Source organism: Mesorhizobium sp. IMUNJ 23232 (assembly GCF_044326205.1).
Lineage (GTDB): Bacteria > Pseudomonadota > Alphaproteobacteria > Rhizobiales > Rhizobiaceae > Kumtagia.
Window position 1 is genome coordinate 20,878 of the sequence record NZ_JBIRCY010000064.1, and the last position, 22,044, is coordinate 42,921.

Sequence of the window (22,044 nt, forward strand, 5' to 3'; positions counted from 1 at the left end):
ATGTTGAGTGGAGGGATATGATGGCGCCGTTGATGCGCGAATTGCAGGACTTCGAGAATCCTCGCTTTGTGCCCTTAAAGGACAAACTGTACGCGGCGAGCTTTCATCTCATGAAGCTGCTTCCGGCACGCTACATGCTGGAGCAAGCGGCGGCGCGCGGAGCCTTGCAGCCGGGGGCGACCATTTGTGAATCCTCATCAGGCACCTTTGGCCTGGCGCTGAGCATGCTGGCGGCGCGGCAAGGATATGGCCTTGTTCTCGTCAGCGACTGGGCGCTTGACCGGCATCTGCACCGGCGGCTGGAAGAGCTTAAGGCCGAGGTGTCGATAGTCGTGGAACCCGCCGCGACGGGTGGCCTGCAGCAGGCGCGGCTTGATCGTCTGCAATTCTACCTCAACAGCATCCCAGGCAGTTACTGGCCGGCACAATACGACAATCCGGATAATCCTCTCGCCTACGGCCAATTTGCCGCGCAGATGATCGCGGCGATCGGCAGGATCGACTGCCTGATAGGGTCCGTTGGGTCTGGCGGCTCGATGAGCGGTTCCAGCCGTTATCTGAGAGCCTTGTTTCCGGAACTCCATGTTATCGGCGTCGATACGCCCAACAGCGTCCTTTTCGGTCAGCCCAGTGGAAAACTCGGGCTAAGCGGTCTGGGCGGCAACATCCTGCCGAAAAACGTCGATCATTCCCAATTCGACGAAGTCCATTGGTTAACCCCGGTTGAGACGTTCCAGGCTACACACGAACTGCATCGGACACACGGCCTCTTCATGGGGCCAACAAGTGGCGCGGCCTATCGGGTGGCAGAGTGGTGGTCGCGCAAGCACCCTGACAAGACCGCTGTGACGATCTTCCCGGACGAGGGACACCGCTATTCTGAGACGGTTTATGATCCGCAGTGGCTCTCCAAATTCCCCGAAATATCCGCGACCACCCCCGAACAACCGGCCGATGTCGCTTCTCCACGCGAACGCATGATGAGCTGGTCGCGATTTGCATGGGAGCGTCGTTCCCTGTCGGATGTTCTCGCAACGTAGGTGGAGAGATCAAATGTCTTTTTGCCAGGGCCTGCGGGACTGTCCGTCCGAAATCCGTCGCCTCCGGCTGCGGGTCGCCACACCGGCCGACAGGTCACGTGTACGGGCAATCACACTTGGCGCAGATCAGGAACTGTTCGCGGGCACCGCCGACAGCGTATTTGATGAAATCGCATCGAGTTCGAATTCCGAGTCTCACCATCCTTTTGTCGTGGAGTGCTTCGAGACAAAGGCGATCGTCGCCTTCCTGGTCCTGCGGGAAGCAGGAGCCATGCCTTCCTGGGCCTGCGAGAATGCAATGACGGTCCACGCCCTCCGTGTCGATGTTGCAGTGCAGGGTAGAGGTATCGGACGCTTCGCAATCATGGCCGCTGCCGACTGGGCTATATCCACTCGCCCTTCGGTGCGGCAACTGATGTTGGCCGTCAATGCTCGCAACCGCCAGGCGCTGATTGCATATCTGTCGTGGGGATTTCGCGACACCGGCCTTATACACGATGGACCTATCGGCAGACAGATCATTCTCGCATTTCCTTTGCGATCGCCGCTCAAACGCCTTTCCAAACGATGATATACCCGGTATACCCCGTTCATCTTATATGGGGAGGACGGATTGAAGTTTGTGGTAGAGCACTTGGCGTCGTTCACGGCGAGAAGCCGGTTCGAAGATTTGGACCAACAGGCTGTCGCCAAAACCGAGCATGCAATCCTCGACACCTTGGCGTCGCTGATCGGCGGCGTTCCCACAGACAACGCCACAAAGTCACGGGCTGCAGCGCGAGCAACATTCGGCGACGGCAGCGCGCCGGTGTGGTTCACCCAGACCTGCCGTCTTCATCCAATCGGCGCACTCTTCGCCAACTGTGCCGCTGCCAGCGCGCTTGACGTGGATGACGGGCACTGCCTTGCAGCCGGCCATCCTGGAGCGGCGATTGTACCAGCAGTTTTGGCAGAAGCCTTGGCGAGCGGCAGGGACGGAAAAGCTATCCTTGCCGCGAGTGCGATCGGTTACGACATAGCGCTCCGGATCGCCGCGGCCCGCATATTTACCGACACAATGAGCTTTGCCAGCGGGCAGTGGACCGGCTTCGGAGTTGCGGCCGCGATCGGATGGCTGAGGTCTTTGCCCGAGAACAATCTTGCCCATGCAATTGCAATCGCAGGAGCAGAGGCGCCGGTGAATCTGCCTCAGGGTGACTGCCAGGCAAGCTCGGTGAAGGGCAGCAGCCCTTGGTCAACCGTGGCGGCATCGTTTGCGGTCGACCGCGCGGCGAGCGGCATGAGCGGGTCGCTGGACATGTTGGATCGCCCGCATGCCTACCGTGTTCCCGGGATCACACAAGGCCTGGGTCAACGATGGCTGGTCAGTGAGACTTACCTGAAGCCATATGCGTCCTGCCGCTACACCCATCCGGTTATCGACGCAGTTCTTAAGCTCCGCACCGAGATCGGCGATGCTTCGACAATCGAGCGGTTTTCGGTCGAGCTCTTTTCGGAGGGCCGTAAACTGCCGAACGAGATCGCCCCGAAATCGCTGGAAGGCGCTCAGTTCTCCGTCCCGTTTACTGCCGCGCTCGCCGCATTGCGAGGAGCGTCCGCTTTTCGACCCCTGCGGCCAGAATCGCTCGCAGACGCGGACGTTTTGCGTCTCGCCGAAAAGGTTTCGATCACTTACCCGGAAGAGTTTGCAGGTATCTTTCCACGGCGCACGCCTGCGCGGGTGACGATTATGGTGCGCGGAAGATCTTTCATCGCCGATGTGCCGCTGCCACTGGGAGATGCCAGTCATCCACTGGACGAGTCCGCGCTGGTTGCCAAATTGGTTGATTTGGCCGACGGAATTCTTTCGGTCTCTGAATGTGACCGTCTGGTAGAAGCGGTATTTGCGCTCAGCACGGGTCGCAGCGGGCCTCTCCTGTCGATGTTGCAAGCTCATCGAGTTGGAGTTTGACTGCTTAACCTTCGCCGTCGCTGCTGGCTCGTCTTGGGTTGCAGCAAGGATCAGTCTGCGACCGACGGTTTTAAGGCGTCGGCAACTCCCGAGCCCTTTTACCGCGCCAGTGGATTTACCCCAGACACGGATCCAAGCCTCGCCTGTGTAGTTGGCAGCAGGCCGAGCATGGCCGCCTGCTGCCAAATCGCAATTGCCTAAAACTTGAACTCGGCGAGGTTTTCAGGGGTCACGATCTTGGCTGGGCCGAGCACGATCTCGCCGCTGGTGCCGACCTTGTACTCACCGAGGCGGCCGGCGGTGAAGGATTCGCCCTCCTTGCCGGTCAGCTTGCACTGCGCCACCGCCTGCGCGGCGTGGTAGGTGAGGTAGCCGAGATCGGTCACGTTCCACCAAATGTCCTGCGCCTGGCCGGCCTCGATGTACTTCTTCATCAGCGTGGCAGGCGCGAGGCCGGTGAGCTTGATCTTATCGAGGCTGCCGGCCTGCTCGAGCGCGCGGGCGGCCGCGGGCAGGCCTATTCCGGCCGGCACGATGATGCCCTTGAGGTTCGGGAAGGCCTGAGCCAGCGCCAGCGCCTGCTGCTGGTTGACCTGCTCGCTCTCCTCGCCATAGGCGACCTGCACCAGCTTCATCTTGCCGTATTTCTCCTCTGAAGCGATCTTCTGCTTCATGAAGTCGATCCAGGCGTTCTGGTTGGTGGCCGTCGCGGTCGACGACAGGATGGCGAACTCGCCCTCGCCGCCGATCAGGTCGTGCATGCTCTGCAGCATCATCTCGGCCAAGCTGTCGCCCTTGACCTGGTTGACGAAGACGGTCCGCGCATCGGCAGCCACGTCGGAATCGTAGGAGATGATGCGGATGCCTTCCTTGGCGGCGCGCTTCAGCGCCGGGGCGACGGCATTGGCGTCGTTGCCGGCAATAGCGATGACGCCGACCTTCTGCGCGACGAAGTTGTTGATGAACTCGATCTGCGCCTCGGCGGTCGCCTGCGAGGGCGCCGCCTGCACGACGCTGCCGCCGATCTCCTTGGCGGCGTCTTCGGCGCCGCCCTTGGCGACCTGGAAGTAGGGATCGGTATCGAGCTTCGGCAAGAGCCCGACGGTGACCGGTCCGGTGGCGCATTCCTGCGCCATGGCGGGCGCGGCGAATGCCACGCCTGCGAGTAGAGCCGCAACGAGCGGCAGCCTGGAAGTCGTCATTTCCTTTTCCTCCGTTGAAGTGCCTTGGCCGGAAGCATGAGCGCGGGTCCAGCCTTCACCCGCCCGAACGCTGGGTGGCGCCGATGTTGCGGAGCCAGCCCACCAGAAAGCCCGTGGAATTGCTGACCAGCAGCGAGCCGATCAGGAGCAGACCGACGACCATTCCCTGCGCGTCACCGCCGATCTGGTTGATGCCGAGGATGTTGCGGATCAGGGCGACCAGGACGAGCGCCAGGAGTACGCCGGTCAACCGGCCCTTGCCGCCCCAGACGCTGACGCCGCCGAGCAGCGCGATGGTGATGACGTCGAGCTCCATGCCGAGCGCGTTGTTGGCGCGCGCATTGGCGAGCCGCGCCGTGTAGACGATGCCGGCCAGCGCCGAAACCGCTCCCGACAGAACAAACAGCACGAAACGCACGCGGGTGATGTCGATGCCGGAATAAAGCGCCGCTGCCGGGCTACCGCCGACGGCGTAGACGCGGCGGCCGAACGGCGTGGCGCCGAGCACGACGGCAAACAGCGGGAAGAGGATGAGGAAAGGCATGATCACCTGCGGGATGCGGGTGCCCGGGACGTCGTCGATGCCGAAGTTGGTGAGCGCGTCGGGGAAGATGTTGACCGAGGCGGTGCCGAGCAGGACATAGCCGACGCCGCGAAACAGCGCCATGGTCCCGAGCGTAACCACCAGCGAGGGCAGCCCGGCCCAGGTGACGAGCACGCCGTTGACCGCGCCGAGCAGCGCACCGAAGCAGAGCGACAGCACGATCGCGGCTACCAGCGGCAGGCCGGCCTGGACCAGCAGGCCGAGCACGACGCTGGACAGAGCGAGGATCGAGGCGACCGACAGGTCGATCTCTCGCGCAATGATCAGCAGCACCATCGGCAGCACGAGCAGCGCCTTCTCGGCGACGCCCGCGGCCAGCTGAGACAGGTTGAAGGCCGAGAGGAAGTTCGGCGTCGTCGCCGCGCCGTAGGCCAGAACGCCAAGCGTGAGCACGGCGAGCAGCAGATCCCACGAATCGACACGGAAGCGGCGGGTGGATTTGGGATTGGTCGCAGCGCCCATCATGCCGCCTCCCGCATCGCGCCCTGGCTGCCCGCAGTGCGGCGGGCAACGAGCGCATCGACGCCGATGGCGGTCAGGATGACGAGACCGTAGACGCCCTGCAGCCAGAGCGGATCGACGCGGGCGAGGATCAGGCCGTTTCGGATGATTAGAAGCGTCAGGCCACCAAGCATGACGCCGAGCACGGTGCCGGAGCCACCGCGGATGGCGACGCCACCGACCACGGCGGCGGCGATGACCGCGAGTTCGTACCCATACGCGACGCGCGCGTCGATGGTGGCGTAGCGCGAGGCCCACAACGCGCCGGCAAGCCCGGCGAGTGTGCCCGCGAGACCGAAGGCGGTGAGCACCAGCTTCTTCGCTGGCAAGCCGATCAGCTCGGCGCCCTTGGGGTTCGAGCCGAGCGCGAACAGCTTGCGCCCAGTCGACGAGCGGTTCAGGAGCAGCGAGGCTGCGGCCATGATCGCCAGCGCGATCAGGATCATCACCGGAACGCCGGCGAGGCGGCCGCCGGTGAGGTCAAGCCAGGCCTGCGGCACCTGGTCGGCGCTGATCTGGCGCCCGCCGGTCCACAGGCTGACCAGCCCGCGAAACACCGACATGGTGCCGAGCGTCGCGACGATCGCCGGCACGCCGCCGAAGGCGATGACTGCGCCGTTGAAGAGGCCGCAGGCAAGTCCGATGCCGCACGCCGCGAGGATGCCGACGGCGACGCCAAGCGACGGGTCCGCGGTCATGGCGAGCGCTGATCCGTAAGCCGACAGGCCGATGACCGATGCCACGGAGAGATCGATATTGCGGGTTACCAGAACGAGGAACTGAGCAAGTGCGGCAATCATCAAGAGCGACGCATCCATAGCCAGCGCCGACAGATTGGCGGGGCTGGCGACAAGTGGATTGATGAACAACACCGGCACGATCACCGCAGCCATGGCGGCGAGCAGCCCGGTCTCGCGGCGGGCAAACAGGGAGCGGGTCCAGCCGCCGCCCGCGCGTTCGGCTGCGAGCGGCGAGGCTGCTTGGGAGGAGCCGCCGGCATCAGCGGACGGCGGCTGGACTTCGATGTCGGTGGCGGCGCGCAACACCGCTTCCTGGGTCGCCTCGCCCCGCGCGAAGCTTGCCGTCTGGCGGCCCTCGCGGAGGACAACGATGCGGTCGGACATGCCGAGCAGCTCGGGCATCTCGGAGGAGATCAGCAGGATCGCCATGCCTCCTTTGGCAAGGTCGGCCATCATTGCGTGGACCTCGGCCTTGGACTGGACGTCGATGCCTTGCGTCGGCTCGTCGAGGATCATCAGCTTCGGGCTGGTCGCCAGCCACTTGGCGAGCACGACCTTCTGCTGATTGCCACCCGACAGCGTGCTGACCGGCTGGTCGAACGATTGAAAGCGCAGCTTTAGGCGGTCGAGATGCCGGCCCACGCCGTCGAGCACCTTGGTACGACTAAACAGGCCCCTCGACGTAGCATGGTCGAGCTGCGTCAGCGCGACGTTCTCGGTGATCGAGAAATCCATCACCAGGCTCTGGCCGAGGCGATCCTCGGACACGTAGGCGATGCCCACGGCCATCGCGTCGGCGGCATTGGTGAAGCGCTGCGCGGCGCCGGCGATGCGGATGGTGCCGCCATCCGGCTGGGTGATGCCGAATAGAGCACGCGCGATCTCGGTACGGCCGCTGCCGACGAGGCCGCCGAGCCCGACGATCTCGCCGGCGCGCACCGACAGGCTGATGTCAGCGAACTCGCCGGCGCGGGTCAGGCGCTCTATCTCCAGCACCGTCTTGCCGGGCACGGCATCCGCCTGCGGATAGAGCGACGAGAGCTCGCGGCCGACCATCATGCGGATTGCCTCGCCTCGCGACAGGCGATTGGCGCGCTCGACGCCAACCAGGGCGCCGTCGCGCAGCACGGCAATCGCATCGGCGACGTGGAAGATCTCGTCCATGCGGTGGCCAACGAACATCATGGCGACGCCACGGGTCTTGAGTGTCTCCACCACCTGGAACAGCCGGGCGACCTCACGCTGCGAGAGCGCGGCGGTGGGCTCGTCCATGATGAGGACGCGGGCATCCAGCGACAGAGCGCGGGCGACCTCGACCAACTGCTGTTCAGAGGTGCGCAGCCGCGACAGCCGCTCGCCCGGATCGACGTCGAGACCGATCGTGGCGAGCAGCGAGGCAGTGCGCTGCTGCATGGCGGCGTGGTCGATGCCCGCCGCACCCGCGCGCGGCATGTGACCCATGAAGACATTTTCGGCGACCGACAGGTCGGGGAACAGGCCGGGATGCTGGTGCATGACGGCGATACCAGCCCTCTGCGCGTCGAGCGGGCCATTGAAGAGCACAGGCTGCCCGTCGAGAACGACATGGCCGGAGGTTGGCTGGTAGACGCCTGCCAGTAGCTTCACGCAGGTGCTCTTGCCAGCGCCGTTCTCGCCGAGCAGTGCGAGAACCTCGCCGCCGCGCAGATCGAAGCTCGCCTCGCGCAGCGCGATGGTGCCGCCGAAATGCTTGCTGGCATGAACAAGACCGATCAGGGCCGCCGGCGCCGACGCGGCCTCGGTCGCGCGATCAAGGGTCGCCACGGCGGTCATGGCCGCCGCCCGCAACCTTCATTGCGCAGGCACGCCGGCCAGCGCTTCCCGATCCCGACTATCCGCACCTACAACTCCTCCTTAATGAAAGCACGTTAATGTAATCTGAGGACGGACGTCAAGCACCGGCACTGTGCCACGGGCCGATGCAGACGCACCCATTCTTTGACCATAGGGCTCTGGTTGAAGCGGATGCGGGCAAGGGCCAACTTGTCGGCTTCGCAAATTTAAGTTATTGCGCTTTCATTATGGAGCCGTTGTGTTGAAGCCCTCGTCCAAGTCTCCCGACCCCGCGCGTAGACATGCTGCGGGCGGCAAGGGCAGCAATTCGGCCCAGTTGAGGCACTACAACGAGCGCGTCGTGCTGGATGCGATCCGGCGGCGCGGACAGGCTTCCAAGGCTGACATCGCGCGCCATGCCAAGCTGACGCCACCGGCGGTGTCGCGCATCGTCGACACGCTGCTCGAAGCCGGCTATGTGGAGCAGAAGGGCAAGCGTTTCGGCCAGAAGGGCCAGCCGTCCGTGATGTTCGGGCTCGCGGCCGACGGTGGCTTCTCGCTCGGCCTGCATCTCGGCCGCCGCACGCTGGACGCGGTGCTGATCGACTTTGCAGGAACCGTGCGGCTGACCGAGTCGCACGAATACGACTATCCCGAACCTGAGGCGGTGCAGCGGATCGGCAACGCCGCGATCGCAAGGCTGCGCGCGACGCTCGGAAGTAGCGCCGGCCGGCTGATCGGGATCGGCATCTCGGCGCCCTATTTCCTCGGTGGCTGGGAAGAGGAGCTGGCGTTTCCGACCGACGCCAGCGCGCGCTGGCGTGAAGTGGACCTCGCCGGATTCTTTCCCGAGGCGGGCAGCCTGCCGCTGTTCGTCGAGAACGACGCGTCGGCGGCAGCCGCGGCGGAACTGGTCTACGGCGCCGGCACCCGCTACCGCGACTTCATCCATCTGTCGATCAACACCATGATCGGCGGTGGCCTGGTGATAGACGGCGTGCTGCAGACCGGGCCGAACGGCAATGCGGCGGCGTTCGGGCCGATGCCGGTGACGCCGTCGCGGCTAGCGAGCGTGGCCAGGCCCAGCGGACCATTCGACATCCTGTTGCGGAGGGCGTCCATCTACGGGCTGATCAACCACCTGCGCTGGTCGGGTTCGCAGATCAACCGGGTCCGCGAACTCGATCCGATGCCGGCCGAGGCGCGCGCGCCGTTCGGCGAATGGCAGGAGGACTGCGCCGACGCGCTCGCGCAGGCGATCATCTCGGCGATCGCGGTGATCGATGTCGAGGCGGTGGTGATCGATGGCCTGCTGCCACGCGCACTGCTTCAGGACACCGTGGCCAAGGTGCAGCGGCGGTTCGGCGAGATCACGCCGTCGGGGCTGGTGCTGCCGGAGATTGTCGCCGGCACGGTGGGTCCACAGGCCAGCGCCATCGGCGCCAGCATCCTGCCGATCCACACGCTGTTTGGCCCAGACAGCGGCGTGCTGACCCGCAAGGCCGTGGACAAGAAGCCGCTGATGATCCGCCAGCGGGGCTGATCAGAGATCGCGCACCAACCAGCGCGCGATGTTGAGCATCAAGGCGCGATAGATATCGCTATCGAGGAAATCGCGGCTCATCCAATGCGGGCCGATGTCAGTGGTGAAGGCGAGGCTGAGGCCCTTGCCGTAGTCACGCACGGCAAGAAGCGGCAGCGTCCTGCCGCGGTGGGTCACCGACGCGAGCAACGTCGTGTCCGGCGTGGCGCGCAGCACCGTGCGGTTGAGCCCGAGTACCGGCGGCCATTGGTTGGGCAATCCGTTGGTTATCGGATGCGCGTGCGTCACCGCCGGCTTCAGGCCCGCTGGCGCCTCGACGCCGTCCGGTTGCGCCAGGCAGGCGACGGGAAGACAATCCTCGACGGCAGTGCCATGGAAAGCCGCGGTACCGAACATGCCCTGGAAGCTGGTGTAGCCGCCGGCCATCATCAGGCTTCCGCCCCCGGCCACGTAGCGCTCCAGCAGATCCAGACGATCGACCGAGGTCCTGCCCTCACGCGCCTGCGGCGTGAGCAGCGGCGACAGCGCGGAGACGTCGGAAAGGATCACCGCACGATAGGATGCAAGTGCTTCCAAAGACGCTGGGAATTCGCCTGAGCATCGTTCGCCGGGCAGCTGCTCGACCGCGATGCCGCTGCCCTCCAGTGCGGCGAGGAACGGCAGCGCGCCGTTGGCATATTGCGCCGACGACACAGCGGTTACGCCCGCGGCCGCGAACTGCGTCAGCGCGAAGGTCTCTCCAGCGAGGAGGATTTTCTTGGTTTGCATTGCGTAAAGGGCCCGCAGTCGTTTCGGATGCTCGAATATTTATCGAATCGGATGCCGCGCGAAGGGTCCCCAACCACACACTAGCATTGCATCTTCGACGGCAAAGCTGGGCAAGTCGGCCGGCGAAGCGCTGGTTTGGTGCTGGGGTTAGTGCCGACCTAAAGCGTGTCGCGGTTTAAGAGATTCGGGATTCCCGGATTGACGGTTTGGTGATTCCTTGTGGTTTGCAGGAGAATCACGATGGGCAAGCCGCATCCGATTGAATTGCGTAGCCGTGTTGTAGCGTTTGTGGATGAAGGCCACAGCAACCGGGAGGCGTCGCGGCATTTCCGTGTTTCGCCACGCTTTGTGAACAATCTGATGAAGTTGAAGGCGCAGACGGGTTCGCTTGAGCCTCGCCGGCAGGGTCACGGGTTCGGCGGCGGCAAGCTTGCCGCCTATAGCGACTTCGTTCGTGCCCGCGTGGAGGAGAGCGGCGACCTGACCCTCGACGAACTGTGTGTTGCGCTGGAAGGGCGTGGGGTGAGCGTCCACCGCTCGAATGTGGCCCGTCTGCTGCACCGGCTTGGGCTCAGCCATAAAAAAAACACTGCAGGCCAGCGAGACGCAGCGCGCCGACATCCGTGAAGCGCGCGAACTCTGGATCACGCGCAGAAAACCGTTATTCGACAAGGCCTTGGCACACCTCGTCTTCATCGATGAGACATCCACCAATACCCGACTGACCAAGCAGTCAGGGTGGTCGCCGGAGGGCGAGCGCTTCCAAACGCGCGCCTTTCGGTGGTTGGAAGACGCAGACCTTCATCGCTGGCCTGCGCTGTCCTTGCATGGTCGCGCGGTGGATCGTCGATGCGCCGATTGGAGTTGCCCCCATTTGGCCGGACAGTTGGCTATTGAGTTTGTGCCCGGATGAACTCCCTTGGGGAGCGCATTTTGAGCCCTGAGTGAGGATGGTTCTCGTTGTAGTCCTCGAACCATCCGGCGATCTTGCCAAGCGCGGTGACCGCATCCGGCAAGGGATTGACGCGAGCATAGTCGCGCTTGAAGGTTTTGACGAAGCTCTCCGATATACCGTTCGACTCAGGGCTTTGAACGGGCGTGAAGCAGGCAACGAGATTGAGCGCGGCGGCGAAGTCGCGCGTCTCCCTGGCAGTGTAGGCGCTGCCATTGTCGGTCAGCCATTCGAGCGGCGCCGGCGCCTTAAGTGCGCCGAACCGGTTCTCGACTGCCTCCAGCATCATATCTCGCACCATGCTGCCGCTGATGCCCGATCCGACGACGGCATGCCATGCGATGATCTTAGATCATGGGCATCGATGATGAAGGCGATCCGGATGAGGTCTCCGTTCCAGCAACTGATCTCGAAGCCGTCCGAACACCAGCGTAGGTTCGAGCGCATGACGATGACTTTGCCGTCGTGGACGCGACTGGTCCTGCGGCCCGTGTGCCTGGCAAGCAGCATGCTGTTCTGGCGCATGATGCGGAAGACGCGCTTGTGGTTGACGACCGGCTGGCCGACCTTGGCGCGTTCCCTGTTGGCCAGCGCCGTGATGCGGCGATAGCCATAGGTCGGGCGTTCGTCGACCAGGCGGCGGACCAGTTGCACCACGGCGTCATCCTCGGATTTGCGATAGGGGCCGCCGGACTTCTTTGCACGATGCACCTTGTCATGGAGATGGGAGCGGGCCACCCCTATCGTCTCGGCGATCGCCTTCATCGGGAACCGTCCCTCGGCTGCGACAAGAGCCGCAAGCTCGGTTTTTTTAACTCCGACTTCGCCAACGCATCCTTGAGGATTTCCACCTCCATCGTCTTGCGGCCGAGCAGCCGTTCAAGGTCGCGAACGCGCTCCTCGAGCCGTCGCACTTCGGAACTGCCGACCACAGGCTCGTCCGATCCCACCGCTGCCGCTCCGCCTTCCGTCAAAAGACGACGCCAACGATAAAGGAGATTCGGAGCAACGCCACGTCAGCGGGCAACCGAAGACACTGTCTCGCCCGGGAGGAAGCTCTCCTCGATGATCTGTAGCTTCTGCTCGGTTGACCAGTGTCGGCGACGTGCCTCACCGGTGATCAGTTCGATCCGTCGATAATCGTCAGCCATAAGCCTGTGCTTGAGGATAGCCTCAAGCCCTCCCGCGTTATGCCAACTGTCCGGTCGAAATCGGGGCCAGTTCAAAAACCGTACATTGGGGGCGGAATTTCCGGCAGCGGAGCGGGAGAGCAGAAACTGGAGTTGCTAGCCCCTTTCCGGCAACATACCGAGGAGGTTCAGCTGGTTCTATCCGGGTAACGAGGAGCACGGGCGTGTGATCGCCCCAATCGCGATGGGCCCGCTGCACGTCAGGACGCTTCGCATGATGTCTTCCGAAATGCTGTAGAATTGTGCGGGCTCAGGTCCAATGATCCGGAACATGACTGGGAAGAGCGTATCGCGGCTGAATACGAGCTGCGTGACACGGACATGGGCATCGCGGTGGCGCGAAAGCTTGCCACCAACGGCCATTACGTCAAGCTCCTCGATTCGAAGGGTTTGGCCAGGCTAGGAGCCAAGGCTGTTTTGAAAAACGACGCCGTGGAAGGCGTCGAAACAATCACTCTTCGATCCCGTTCGGGTGATATCCTCAGGCCGCCTTTCAGTCGGAGCTACCGGAACCCCACAAGGCACGCGCGAGCAGGTTCCGCTTTCCCTTGCGCGGGACAAGATCAATATCGCTGACGAGCTTGGCTCCGCCTTTGCGCCGCTCCAAGGTAATCTTGCGGGTGTGGAAAGCCTCCAGCTCGGCGCGGTGCGCCACGCTAATGATGGTGACTTTCGGCAATTCGTGGATGAGCACTTCCATCATCTTGCCCTGGCTCTTCTCATCGAGCGCTGCGGTTGCTTCATCAAGCACGACGATATCGGGACAATGCAAAAGGAGACGCGCGAAGGCGAGCCTCTGCTTTTCGCCACCTGACAAGGTCTGGTCCCAGGGCGCTTCTTCCTTGATCCTGGCGGCGAGATAAGCGAGGCCCACTTTGTCGAGCGCGGCCTTGATCTCTTCTATCGTCCATTTGTCGGCGGGGGCGGGATAAGCAACCGACCGGCGAAGTGTACCCGAGGGGATGTAGGGCCGTTGTGGCAACATGAACAGCCGCTTGTCTGGGTGTAAATTGACGCTGCCGCCACCCCACGGCCACAGACCCGCGACGGCCCTCACCAGCGTGCTCTTGCCTGAACCGGATTCGCCGGCCACGAGCACCCGCTCGCCCGGTTCGATCACGACCTCTGTTTCCTTGACCACGGAGGTGCCGTCGTCGAGAGTAACGGAGAGATTATCCAGGCTGAGTATCGTGCCGTCTTCGGTTTCGCCCCGACCGATGCGTCCCAGGGCGTCGCTCTGTTCCGCGCGCTCGAGCCCGTCGAGCGACATCATCAGGGAGGCTATGCGTCGTGCGGAGGCGTTCCAATCGGCCAGACGCGGGTAGTTGTCGACCAGCCATCCGAACGCGCCCTGAACAATAGCAAAGGCGGAAGCAGCCTGCATGACCTGTCCAAGCGTCATGCTGCCTTCGAGAAATTTCGGAGCACAAAGCAAAATTGGCACGACCGGGGCAAACAGGCTCGACCCCTGTGAAACCAGGGCCGTGCGCATGTGCTGGCCTGTAAGCAACGCCCATTGCCTAAGCACATGGCCGAATGTCTTGTCGATGCCGCTGCGCTCCTCTTCCTCGCCGCCGAGCAATGCGATGCTCTCGCCGTTTTCTCGGACGCGCGTCAGCGTGTAGCGGAATTCGGCTTCCGCTTGATTTTTTTCCTCGGAGAGGTGGACGAAATCACGCCCGATGACCACCATCGAAATGGAGGTGATCGCGGCATAGATGACCGCCGTGACGACGAGGAAACCGGGAATCGTGATGCTCCAATCTGCGATCGTGAAGCTCAGTGCTCCGCCGATCGTCCACAGCACCGCGATGAAGGTCGCGGCCGACAGAAAGGCGGTGAGGACACCGGCGATGAAGTCGACAGGGGATTCGGTGGCAATTCGCAAATCCTCCGATATGCGGGCTTCGGGATTCTGATGATCGCCGCCGACGAGGTTCAACTGATAATAACGACCGCTTGCAAGCCAGCGCGCGATGACCGCTGTAGTCAGCCAGGAACGCCAGCGGCGCTGAATCGTCATGCGAAGGTAGACCTGCGCAACGACAAGGCTTCCGCTGCCAAGCACGAGCGGTACGAATACGCCGCTTAGGAAATAAACGGCGCGGGCATTGCGCTGCTCAATCGCATCGAAAATCGCGCGATTCCAGACATTAATCCCATACTGGAAGCCGACATTGATGCATATCAGTATCAGTAGCCCGATCGTGAACGGCCAGGCGAGTCGATCGCCACCCAGGCTCCAGTAACCACGCGCACTGATCCAGAAACGCCTCAGCAAATATTTCTTGCGTGCCTGCTCGGTCTGCTCAGGCGTCAGCCCCGGATCCGGTTCGACGGCCTCCGGCGGCGGCGCGGCCTGGCCGTCGACCTCAGGCATGACTTCAACACGCGATGTCCTCTCCTGGCGAGGTTGCTCTTGGCGTGTCCCCTTCGGGCGTGCCTTCTGCATGCCGCGTTGCTTAGCGCCGGCGACCGATTTCGGTTTGGATTTAACCTCTGACATTCAGCCGACAACGGCTTGAAAATCAGAAGGTTTCATTTCCGTCAGTTGGGCTGCTGCCGGCTAACATGCTGCCCGCCATCTCGATACCGCTCCTTGCTTCATCAGAAAAAGGAATCGGGCCGCGTTACGCGGCCCGATCAATCCGGTCAGGCGACAAGAACGTAGACCACCTTGTGGGTATCCGGTTCGACGACGATAATGCGGCCGTCGGCCAGCACGAAATATACGTAGCCACGATAGGCCGGCACGATCTCGACGATCCGCGGCGGCAAGGGACGGAGTTCGACCGTCGTCGGCACAGCCACGCCGACCGACACGTCGAAATCTACCTCGACTGGCTCGGCCTTGACCTCCCGGATGACATTCCTGATCTCGACCTTCTGCTCGTTGGTTATGTCGATGCTCGCGGTTGTCTCACTGGAAGGTTGTTGTCCTTCTGCAGCCTGGTCCTTGTTCTTCTTGGTTGGCGCCGCTTCCGTGGCGTTTTCGGTCGCGTCGGTTGGCTGCTTGCGTTTGGTTGCTTCGGCTGAATCCTCACCGCTCTGCTTGCGCTGCTTGGTTTCGGCGGCTGCCTTCGACTCATCCTTCTTGGTCGGTTCGGACGCTCCGGCCGCGTCTTTCGATGCCGGCTTGCGTTTCATTGGGTCGGTGGCCTCGCTGGCGGCCTTGCCTTCACCGGAAGGCTCCTTCTGGCCGGGCGACACTTCCGTGGCTTTCTGGTCCTTCGCTCCGACCGAGCCTGAGGCCTTACCCCCGGTTGCGGCGTTGGTGTCCGCCGAGCCCGACTTGCCGCTGCCGTCCTTCAGGATGGGCGGTTGCGCATCGGGAGAGGCGCTTTCCTGGGCGAGTGCCGGAAGTGCGACCATGGCGGAACCCGCAAGCAGGGCCGCGGCGAAATAATTGAAGCGCTTCATTGTCTTTCCTTTCGTCTGATATGTCGGGGCTTCCGCGATGGAAGCTGTAGCCTGAACGAGACGAGACGGATGGTGTTCCTGAATGGGACTCATGCCGCTTAATGCGGACTTTTGCCGGTGACGAATGGGCCTTTGGGCCCATGTCCGCGAGGCAAATGACCAGCGCCGCAAAACCGTTGGAACGGAAAGAGGAACTGGTGGTTGCAGGAATTATACCGCGCCGGTGCTCGCGAGAGGTCCGACAATCGCATCTGGGTGCCTGGATCAGGGAACGGGGAGTTGCTCCAACTCTTCAACAAGCGAGGTCGATGATGCTCTCGCGACGACATTTGCTTTCGCAGGTTGGTTCTACGATTTTGCTCGCTGCGGCGACCACCTGCCCCTATGTGCCGCGAATCTCCAATGGGACCGCCGCCCTCATGCCCGCCAGCGCCCATGCCCAAGGGAACGGCAATGGCAACGGTGGGGGGAACGGCAATGGGAATGGAAACGGTGGCGGGAATGGCAATGGCAACGGGAACGGGAACGGGAACGGGAACGGGAATAGCAACGGCGGTGGCAATGGCAACAGCAAAGGTGGCGAGACCGCATCCGACACGCCCGGTGCGGCCGCTTCGAATGGTGCGCCTGCCTCGGGCAACATCACACACCGCAACGGCATGCGCGAGACGATCCGCAACGGCCGCTATGAAATGCGCGACGCCAAGGGCCGCACCATCATAAACCGGAACGCGACACAAAAGGATTATCGGCGGTTCCGCTCCGCGCGCTAGTGCGAGACGTGCTGGCGTCGGTGTCGACCGAATTGCGGAAAATCATCGCCGCCTCTGTGCGATTGCTCGCCTGCAGCTTCGAAAATATGCGCGACATATGATGCTTCACGGTTTTCTCGGTGAGGTCGAGCCGTAGAGCCACCTTCTTGTTGCTCAGCCCCGATGCGACCAGCGTCAACACCTCACGCTCGCGCTCGCTCAATGCCCCGACCGAATCGCCCCCTGACCGGGCGGCGTCGGAGAGCGTCGAAAGCAGTTGGGCCGACAGGCTTGGCGTCACATAGGTTTCACCGGATGCCACGGCCGAGAGGATCTCGGCGAGCGAGCGGGAGCCAACTCCCTTGAGCACGTAGCCCTTAGCCCCGGCGTTCAGCGCGGCGGCTACATCCTCGCTCATTTCGGATACCGTTAGAACCACGATGCATTGCGAGGGATTGCGGCTGAGAATAGGTTCGATCGCATTGTGGCCACCGCCTGGCATGGAAAGGTCGATGAGCAGGACGTCTGGCCGCGTCCGGGCCGCGATGTCTATGGCCTCACTGCTCGTGCTGCCAACCGCAACGACCTCGAAATGTCCCGTCTCGGAAAGGCTGCGGATTACGCCTTCGCGAAACAACGGGTGGTCGTCGACGACCGCGATGGTGATTGCCGGTGTCATGACGGCGCCGCTTCGTCAAGGTCGAGCGTGACGGCCAGGACCGTGCCTCTCTCCGATGTGTCCAGGTCGAAACGCCCGCCCAGGCTTTCGACGCGTTCTCGCAGGCCGGCGAGGCCGAGGCTGTCGGGCGCAACATCGTCTGGATCGAAGCCCGGCCCGTTATCTGAAACCGCGACGACGATCTTGTCCTCGCCACAAGTCATCGTCACCATCTGGGATGCGCCGCGACAGTGGCGATAGCCGTTGTTGAGCGCTTCCTGCAGGAATCGATAGATGCAGATCCGCTCGGAAACCGTCAGCGGCACAGAAATCGGATCGAGCCTCCGCTCGACGAGCATACCCGTCCGCCGCTCATAGGCGGCGATGGCGTGATCTATGAGTTCAGGTAGGCCGGCGGTCTCGATCTGGGGAAGCACAAGGCCGTTGCAGATGCTGCGGATTTCCTGAAGCGCTTCCTCCAGGCTGGCGCGGATGGACGAGACCTCCCGCTCGCGCCCTTGCTGGGGTACGGCCTCGCCGACTACGGTCTCGCTGTCGAGGCGCATGGCGGCGAGCGCGACGAACTGCGCCGGGCCGTCATGGAGATCGGCCCCAAGGCGCCGCAGGAAGCTTTCGTTGCGCGCGGTTGCGCGTTGCGCTGCGGACTGCATGCGCTGATGCAGAACGCGATTCTGATCAAGCAACTCCGTGAGTTCGTTTACTCTCCTGTTGAGGTCGCCGGCCTGTCGGTCGATCGTGCGGCTGCCACGAAGCACAACAGCGTAGAGAGCAAGAAAGAAGGCAATTGTGACGGCAGCGACGGCAAGCCAACTGCGCAGCCGCGCATTGTACAACGTCGCCTCGAAGTCGTGGGCAAACTCGTAGAACTCGATGACCGCGACCACGTCGCCCGACCATGGTTGCAGGATCGGGTTATAGATTTCGAGTACAGGGCCCTTCGGCGCCGCAGACTGGTCGTCCAGGCTATCGAAGCGGTCGTAGTTTACCACCATGGTGCCGGAAAATGCCTGTTTGAGGTTCGGCGTCGGCGCGAACCGCCGCCCAATCAGCGCTTTGTCGTCGGCGTAAAGTACGGTTCCGTCGGGCGACCACAGGCGCATGGCTGCAAGGCGTTGCCCGAGTGCACCCTGTCCCAGCGTCTCATCGAGCGCGCGCGCCACTGCATCATCGAGGCTTTGCGTCTTCTGCATGTCGGGTAGCAGCGGCGCGATCACACTGTCGACATAAAGGGCGGTAGTGGCGCCCGCATTGCGCGTCACCGCCCTCTCGATCAACATGGTGACGGCGGCGCCAACCAATACCATGGCTAGCAATGAAACCAGCCCGCCCACAATGAAAAACTGGACCGCGAGGGAGAGCCCGGTTACCCGGAACCCCAATCGCCTCAAGAGCTCCGCCCCGCCGTCGCGGACGCTGGCACGTTCAGCCGCGCCCGTGTGGGAAGGCAATTGAACAACGCTCTGCCCCTGCCCGTTCACTCTCGTCGTCGCCCTTCTTTCGATCGTCTTCGTTGGAATAGAAATCGGTCGACCGGAACGGCCCACGCGACTGACTGGTTCCACGCTTGTGGCCGCAGGTAACTGGTCACGGAAAAGAGGCGCCGCTCTATGCTGGAAATCCGGGCGCTAATGTCGTGTGATGACGGCCGAACGACTAGGAACGCTCACGTCGGAGAGCCGCCTAGTCTGCTTTTGGCCAAGGCGGCATCTGGTTGGCTTCACGTTCCAAACGGCGCACGGTTTCCTGGATTTGTTTCGGGTTTTCATGCTCAAGACCGACCACGTCGTTTCTTGTCTCCTTCAAAGCGACTACTATTTCGTCGAGTTTGGCGTGTATCGCGGCGGTGTCGCGATAGCCTTGGACGAGCACAACGCCGGTGATAACAATTGCCGCGACGCTGAGACCGAAGGTGACGACGTCGGTCCACCCAAGCAGAACCAGGAGCGTGCATCCGACCATCAGCACGAGAATGAAATAGAATCCTGGTGGACGGCTTAGGAAGTCGGCAGCTCGGAAGAGGTGCGGATCAGGCCGCATGACACCGGTCCTTCACGCTCAAATTCCGTCCTCACCGACCGTCTGGGCTGTAGGATCGGCGAGCCGGATAAGTTGGTTCCGATCTCTGACCCCACGCTGGAAGGCAAGGATAAGTGCACTTGCAATTTCCTCGGACCTCTCCGATCGCGATTCAAGACAGTGCCTTGCCACGATCGTGTCGTAGCACTCTTGCAAAAGCCTGACCTCGTCGGGTCGAAATACCTGTGCCTCACGACGGGTTTGCATTCGCCAACCTCCAAGGTGCACCCGTCGCCGAGAAGAGATTGAGAGAGGCCCGGCGACGGGTAACAACCCTTCAACCCGATTTCGGCTGAAGGGCCTTTCTGCGCAGTGAGGGACGGTGCCTGCGCATCTGTGAAACTGCCAACTCAACTGACAATCATCCCAAGGCTTAGAAACGCAAAACCAACTGCAACGACCGGGAACAAAAGCCATCGTGCCTGGTAGACGCTGTTGTCCATGACCGCCTCCTATAGCGTGCCGGGTCAACGGAATGCGGCGCCGCCACGTTCCCTGACACTGCGACCCTGAGACCAATGCATTGGACGATTGGGCCTTTAGTCCCAACCACCATGGCCTGAAGGCCCAATGGGGAACGTGCCGTGTTGGGGTTCGTTTGGTTGGCAGCTTCGACACGAGATCGAAGCGTTTCTAGCCCCCAAGGGAGATTGTTATGAGAGCTTATATCAAGAGCGCGGTCGCCGGCTTGGCCCTCGCTGCATTTGCCGGTTCCGCGATGGCCGACGACGTCGTCGTTTTCAAGCCTGAACAGGAAACGGTGATCCGCGAGTATGTGAAGAAGGAGCCGATCGCTTCGATCACACTGCCGGGCGTGGAACTGAACGTCGGCAGCACGGTTCCCGATACCGTGGAACTGCATGAAATCCCCGACCAGACGTATCGGTACACGGTCGTCGACAACCGGACGGTGCTGGTCGACCCGGGTAGCCACAAGATCATCCACGTGATGGACTGACCTTTTCCGTCACTCATCCAGAGCCGGGCCTGTGCCCGGCTCTGGACTGGCAACAAAACATTTTGTGCCTCGCCCCGCGAGGCGGAAGTGCGCATCGTATTTGCGCTATCTGAGGGTCGGTCCGATGACCCCGAAGCTTATTAGACATCCCTGTGAGACAGACCCGGATTTCGGCAGGAATGCGCGCATAGCGCTCGGCGCAATTATGTGGGGCGCGGTGTTCGTTGGATTCGCGGCGGTTCTCACATGGTCCTTGTGATCGCACGCCGGGACGCATGCCCGCTGTTTTCCCTGCCCGCTACCGGCTTGGCGCTGCTGCCGCTTCTTTTCGCTTTGTGTGTTGCAGGATGCTCCACCATGGTTGTGCAGAAAGGCGGACTCACCAATCCGCCTGCCGAAAAAGGCAGTGTCTATCTCTTCGCCGGGCTGACGCCGGACGGGGACGATATGGCGCAAAGCGGCATGTACAGCTTGACGCAATACATTCGTGCCGCCGGCGTCCGGGCGGACGTCTACAATCCGGCCGAATGGAAGAAGGCGGCCGACAACTTCCTCGCGCAGCCACGCCATTCCAAGACGCAGGTCGCCGTTGCCGGCTATTCGATGGGAGGAAACGCGGCCACCCAATTTGCAGAGCGTCTGCGCGCCGCTGGCGTGCCGGTCCAGACGCTTCTCGTCTTCGAGGCATACAGACCGACGCCGGTGCCCTGCAACGTACGCCGGGCGATCGACATGTATGGTTCGGACGGGCTGTTTGCCCTCTCGTCCCGCCTGCAGCCCGAAAGGTCCTTTACCGGCCGCCTGGAAACCGTGGACTGGTCAAAGTTGCACAAGGCGGGACGGCACGACCATCTCGGCGTGTCCAAGGAACCGGCCGCGCTGGAATACGTCAAGCACGCCCTGATCAACGAGAGCCGTGTACGCCCGCAGGCGCCGTCGCGAGGCGAGGCCGCATGTTTGGCCCGCCCATGAAAGTTCTTCGATTGAGCGACGATGCTGGAATGAGGTCACATGCACGGAATGTGACCTGGACCCAAGCTGCGTCTCGCCCCCGAACCGGGCACAGGTCAAGGAACGCATCATGAGCCTTTTTCTGACCGGGTTGAGCGGTTTCGCCACAACGCTCGCGATTGCTGCCGGGGCCTTCTACTTCACTGAGGCCAAGCCTGCACCAGAATGGGAGGTTGGCAAGAGGTCGTCCTGGACGGCCGAAACAGCCGCCGCCTCGATCCCCTTTGAGCGCGTACCCGCGAGAGCCGCGAGTCCTTCCTCCAAAACCTCCGCAGCAGCGAAAAACACGGAGGCCCCACCTGTCGACATGATCACAACCGGCGCGCTTCCGGGTCAGAAACCCCAAAATTCCTCGGCGGCACCCACATCCGTCGAAACGACTACGGCGCACGCACGATGGTGCACCGAGCACTATCGATCCTATCGGCAAGACGACAACAGCTACAGGGCCTACAGCGGCAACCACCGGGCATGCGTCTCTCCGTTCAGCGATACGCCTAACACCCACAACAACGAGCCGTTCGACTATGAAGGCCCGACGGCAGATCGAACCTATGCCCGATTTGGCGTGGGCGAGGAAAAACCGACGACCCACTTCAATTCACGACATATCGCATCGTGCTTGGCGCGTTATCGATCCTACAATCCAGACGACAATTCCTATCAGCCGTTTGGGGGCCAATCGCCCCGGCAGTGCGAGTAGAGGCTCCGTTTAAAGTGAGCGCGGCGGTGCAAAAACCGGCCACGGTAGCGGCGGGATAGTCCGGCTGCGGGCGGCGTAAAAGTCGTCCACCTATTTTCCTCCTGGGGTTCGCGCAGGAGGGTTAGGGGATCTACACCGTGGA

General features: G+C 62.5%; 18 protein-coding genes and 1 pseudogene. 9 read left to right on the forward strand and 10 right to left on the reverse strand.

Translation table 11 applies throughout. The features are described 5' to 3' along the window. Positions 1-20: 20 nt before the first annotated feature. Genes ACH196_RS31125 through ACH196_RS31135 form a run of 3 tightly spaced genes read left to right on the forward strand, consistent with a single transcriptional unit; the run spans position 21 to position 2,991 of the window. Positions 21-1,040, forward strand: a complete 1,020-nt coding sequence (locus tag ACH196_RS31125) for a pyridoxal-phosphate dependent enzyme (RefSeq protein ID WP_396650725.1) — start codon at positions 21-23, stop codon at positions 1,038-1,040. 13 nt (positions 1,041-1,053) lie between these two features. Continuing rightward, complete coding sequence (locus ACH196_RS31130) at positions 1,054-1,611, forward strand: GNAT family N-acetyltransferase (protein ID WP_396650726.1); 558 nt, start codon at positions 1,054-1,056, stop codon at positions 1,609-1,611. Between the two features lie 51 nt (positions 1,612-1,662). Next, positions 1,663-2,991, forward strand: a complete 1,329-nt coding sequence (locus ACH196_RS31135) for an MmgE/PrpD family protein (protein WP_396650743.1) — start codon at positions 1,663-1,665, stop codon at positions 2,989-2,991. A 197-nt stretch (positions 2,992-3,188) separates the two neighbouring features. On the opposite strand, the gene ACH196_RS31140 is transcribed toward ACH196_RS31135, so the two are convergent. The 3 genes from ACH196_RS31140 to ACH196_RS31150 are packed head-to-tail and all read right to left on the reverse strand — an operon-like array spanning position 3,189 to position 7,850. Next, complete coding sequence (locus ACH196_RS31140; RefSeq protein WP_396650727.1) at positions 3,189-4,193, reverse strand: rhamnose ABC transporter substrate-binding protein; 1,005 nt, start codon at positions 4,191-4,193, stop codon at positions 3,189-3,191. 55 nt (positions 4,194-4,248) lie between these two features. Next, positions 4,249-5,262, reverse strand: coding sequence for an ABC transporter permease (locus tag ACH196_RS31145; RefSeq protein ID WP_396650728.1), 1,014 nt, complete (start codon positions 5,260-5,262; stop codon positions 4,249-4,251). Further along, positions 5,259-7,850 carry an ATP-binding cassette domain-containing protein gene (locus tag ACH196_RS31150; RefSeq protein WP_396650729.1) on the reverse strand — a complete coding sequence of 864 codons (2,592 nt, stop codon included), beginning with the start codon at positions 7,848-7,850 and terminating at the stop codon, positions 5,259-5,261. Before ACH196_RS31150 ends, ACH196_RS31145 begins: the two co-directional genes overlap by 4 nt. Positions 7,851-8,112: 262 nt before the next feature. Between ACH196_RS31150 and ACH196_RS31155 the strand changes: the two genes are divergently transcribed. Continuing rightward, positions 8,113-9,393 carry an ROK family transcriptional regulator gene (locus ACH196_RS31155; protein WP_396650730.1) on the forward strand — a complete coding sequence of 427 codons (1,281 nt, stop codon included), beginning with the start codon at positions 8,113-8,115 and terminating at the stop codon, positions 9,391-9,393. Here the strand turns inward: ACH196_RS31155 and ACH196_RS31160 are convergent, their stop codons facing one another. Further along, positions 9,394-10,161, reverse strand: coding sequence for a glutamine amidotransferase (locus ACH196_RS31160; protein ID WP_396650731.1), 768 nt, complete (start codon positions 10,159-10,161; stop codon positions 9,394-9,396). 240 nt (positions 10,162-10,401) lie between these two features. Here ACH196_RS31160 and ACH196_RS31165 point away from each other — a divergent pair, with 240 nt between their 5' ends. Further along, positions 10,402-10,788, forward strand: a complete 387-nt coding sequence (locus tag ACH196_RS31165) for an IS630 transposase-related protein (RefSeq protein ID WP_396650732.1) — start codon at positions 10,402-10,404, stop codon at positions 10,786-10,788. A gap of 269 nt (positions 10,789-11,057) precedes the next feature. Here the strand turns inward: ACH196_RS31165 and ACH196_RS31170 are convergent. The 3 genes and pseudogenes from ACH196_RS31170 to ACH196_RS31180 all read right to left on the reverse strand — a co-directional run. Further along, a pseudogene (locus ACH196_RS31170) lies at positions 11,058-12,264 on the reverse strand (IS3 family transposase); the annotation flags it as partial. Between the two features lie 532 nt (positions 12,265-12,796). Further along, positions 12,797-14,809 carry an ABC transporter ATP-binding protein/permease gene (locus ACH196_RS31175; RefSeq protein ID WP_396650733.1) on the reverse strand — a complete coding sequence of 671 codons (2,013 nt, stop codon included), beginning with the start codon at positions 14,807-14,809 and terminating at the stop codon, positions 12,797-12,799. Between the two features lie 146 nt (positions 14,810-14,955). Beyond that, positions 14,956-15,723, reverse strand: coding sequence for a DUF1236 domain-containing protein (locus tag ACH196_RS31180; protein WP_396650734.1), 768 nt, complete (start codon positions 15,721-15,723; stop codon positions 14,956-14,958). A gap of 155 nt (positions 15,724-15,878) precedes the next feature. Between ACH196_RS31180 and ACH196_RS31185 the strand changes: the two genes are divergently transcribed. After that, entirely contained in the window at positions 15,879-16,496 is a 618-nt protein-coding gene (locus tag ACH196_RS31185; protein ID WP_396650735.1) for a hypothetical protein, read from the forward strand. On the opposite strand, the gene ACH196_RS31190 is transcribed toward ACH196_RS31185, so the two are convergent. The 3 genes from ACH196_RS31190 to ACH196_RS31200 all read right to left on the reverse strand — a co-directional run bounded on the left by ACH196_RS31190 (position 16,441) and on the right by ACH196_RS31200 (position 19,191). Further along, positions 16,441-17,154 carry a LuxR C-terminal-related transcriptional regulator gene (locus ACH196_RS31190; protein ID WP_396650736.1) on the reverse strand — a complete coding sequence of 238 codons (714 nt, stop codon included), beginning with the start codon at positions 17,152-17,154 and terminating at the stop codon, positions 16,441-16,443. The two genes, ACH196_RS31185 and ACH196_RS31190, sit on opposite strands and share 56 nt — an antisense overlap. Further along, positions 17,151-18,458, reverse strand: coding sequence for a sensor histidine kinase (locus tag ACH196_RS31195; protein ID WP_396650744.1), 1,308 nt, complete (start codon positions 18,456-18,458; stop codon positions 17,151-17,153). Before ACH196_RS31195 ends, ACH196_RS31190 begins: the two co-directional genes overlap by 4 nt. 376 nt (positions 18,459-18,834) lie before the next feature. Next, positions 18,835-19,191: a low affinity iron permease family protein gene (locus ACH196_RS31200; protein ID WP_396650737.1), complete on the reverse strand. Its 357-nt coding sequence runs from the start codon at positions 19,189-19,191 to the stop codon at positions 18,835-18,837. Between the two features lie 694 nt (positions 19,192-19,885). On the opposite strand from ACH196_RS31200, the gene ACH196_RS31205 reads away from it, so the two are divergent. The 3 genes from ACH196_RS31205 to ACH196_RS31215 all read left to right on the forward strand — a co-directional run bounded on the left by ACH196_RS31205 (position 19,886) and on the right by ACH196_RS31215 (position 21,902). Further along, entirely contained in the window at positions 19,886-20,188 is a 303-nt protein-coding gene (locus ACH196_RS31205; RefSeq protein WP_396650738.1) for a DUF1236 domain-containing protein, read from the forward strand. 306 nt (positions 20,189-20,494) lie between these two features. After that, positions 20,495-21,160: a thioesterase domain-containing protein gene (locus ACH196_RS31210; protein ID WP_396650739.1), complete on the forward strand. Its 666-nt coding sequence runs from the start codon at positions 20,495-20,497 to the stop codon at positions 21,158-21,160. Positions 21,161-21,269: 109 nt separating this feature from the next. After that, positions 21,270-21,902 (forward strand): BA14K family protein, encoded by a 633-nt coding sequence (locus ACH196_RS31215; protein ID WP_396650740.1) that lies wholly within the window; start codon positions 21,270-21,272, stop codon positions 21,900-21,902. Positions 21,903-22,044: the final 142 nt, after the last annotated feature.

Coding starts and splice junctions, on each gene's coding strand:
- ACH196_RS31165 (WP_396650732.1), top strand. CDS start 10,402: ATGGGCAAGCCGCATCCGATTGAATTGCGTAGCCGTGTTGTAGCGTTT.
- ACH196_RS31205 (WP_396650738.1), top strand. CDS start 19,886: ATGAGAGCTTATATCAAGAGCGCGGTCGCCGGCTTGGCCCTCGCTGCA.
- ACH196_RS31150 (WP_396650729.1), bottom strand. CDS start 7,850: ATGACCGCCGTGGCGACCCTTGATCGCGCGACCGAGGCCGCGTCGGCG.
- ACH196_RS31200 (WP_396650737.1), bottom strand. CDS start 19,191: ATGCGGCCTGATCCGCACCTCTTCCGAGCTGCCGACTTCCTAAGCCGT.
- ACH196_RS31175 (WP_396650733.1), bottom strand. CDS start 14,809: ATGTCAGAGGTTAAATCCAAACCGAAATCGGTCGCCGGCGCTAAGCAA.
- ACH196_RS31190 (WP_396650736.1), bottom strand. CDS start 17,154: ATGACACCGGCAATCACCATCGCGGTCGTCGACGACCACCCGTTGTTT.
- ACH196_RS31140 (WP_396650727.1), bottom strand. CDS start 4,193: ATGACGACTTCCAGGCTGCCGCTCGTTGCGGCTCTACTCGCAGGCGTG.
- ACH196_RS31180 (WP_396650734.1), bottom strand. CDS start 15,723: ATGAAGCGCTTCAATTATTTCGCCGCGGCCCTGCTTGCGGGTTCCGCC.
- ACH196_RS31195 (WP_396650744.1), bottom strand. CDS start 18,458: ATGGTATTGGTTGGCGCCGCCGTCACCATGTTGATCGAGAGGGCGGTG.
- ACH196_RS31130 (WP_396650726.1), top strand. CDS start 1,054: ATGTCTTTTTGCCAGGGCCTGCGGGACTGTCCGTCCGAAATCCGTCGC.
- ACH196_RS31160 (WP_396650731.1), bottom strand. CDS start 10,161: ATGCAAACCAAGAAAATCCTCCTCGCTGGAGAGACCTTCGCGCTGACG.
- ACH196_RS31215 (WP_396650740.1), top strand. CDS start 21,270: ATGAGCCTTTTTCTGACCGGGTTGAGCGGTTTCGCCACAACGCTCGCG.
- ACH196_RS31125 (WP_396650725.1), top strand. CDS start 21: ATGGCGCCGTTGATGCGCGAATTGCAGGACTTCGAGAATCCTCGCTTT.
- ACH196_RS31185 (WP_396650735.1), top strand. CDS start 15,879: ATGACCAGCGCCGCAAAACCGTTGGAACGGAAAGAGGAACTGGTGGTT.
- ACH196_RS31145 (WP_396650728.1), bottom strand. CDS start 5,262: ATGATGGGCGCTGCGACCAATCCCAAATCCACCCGCCGCTTCCGTGTC.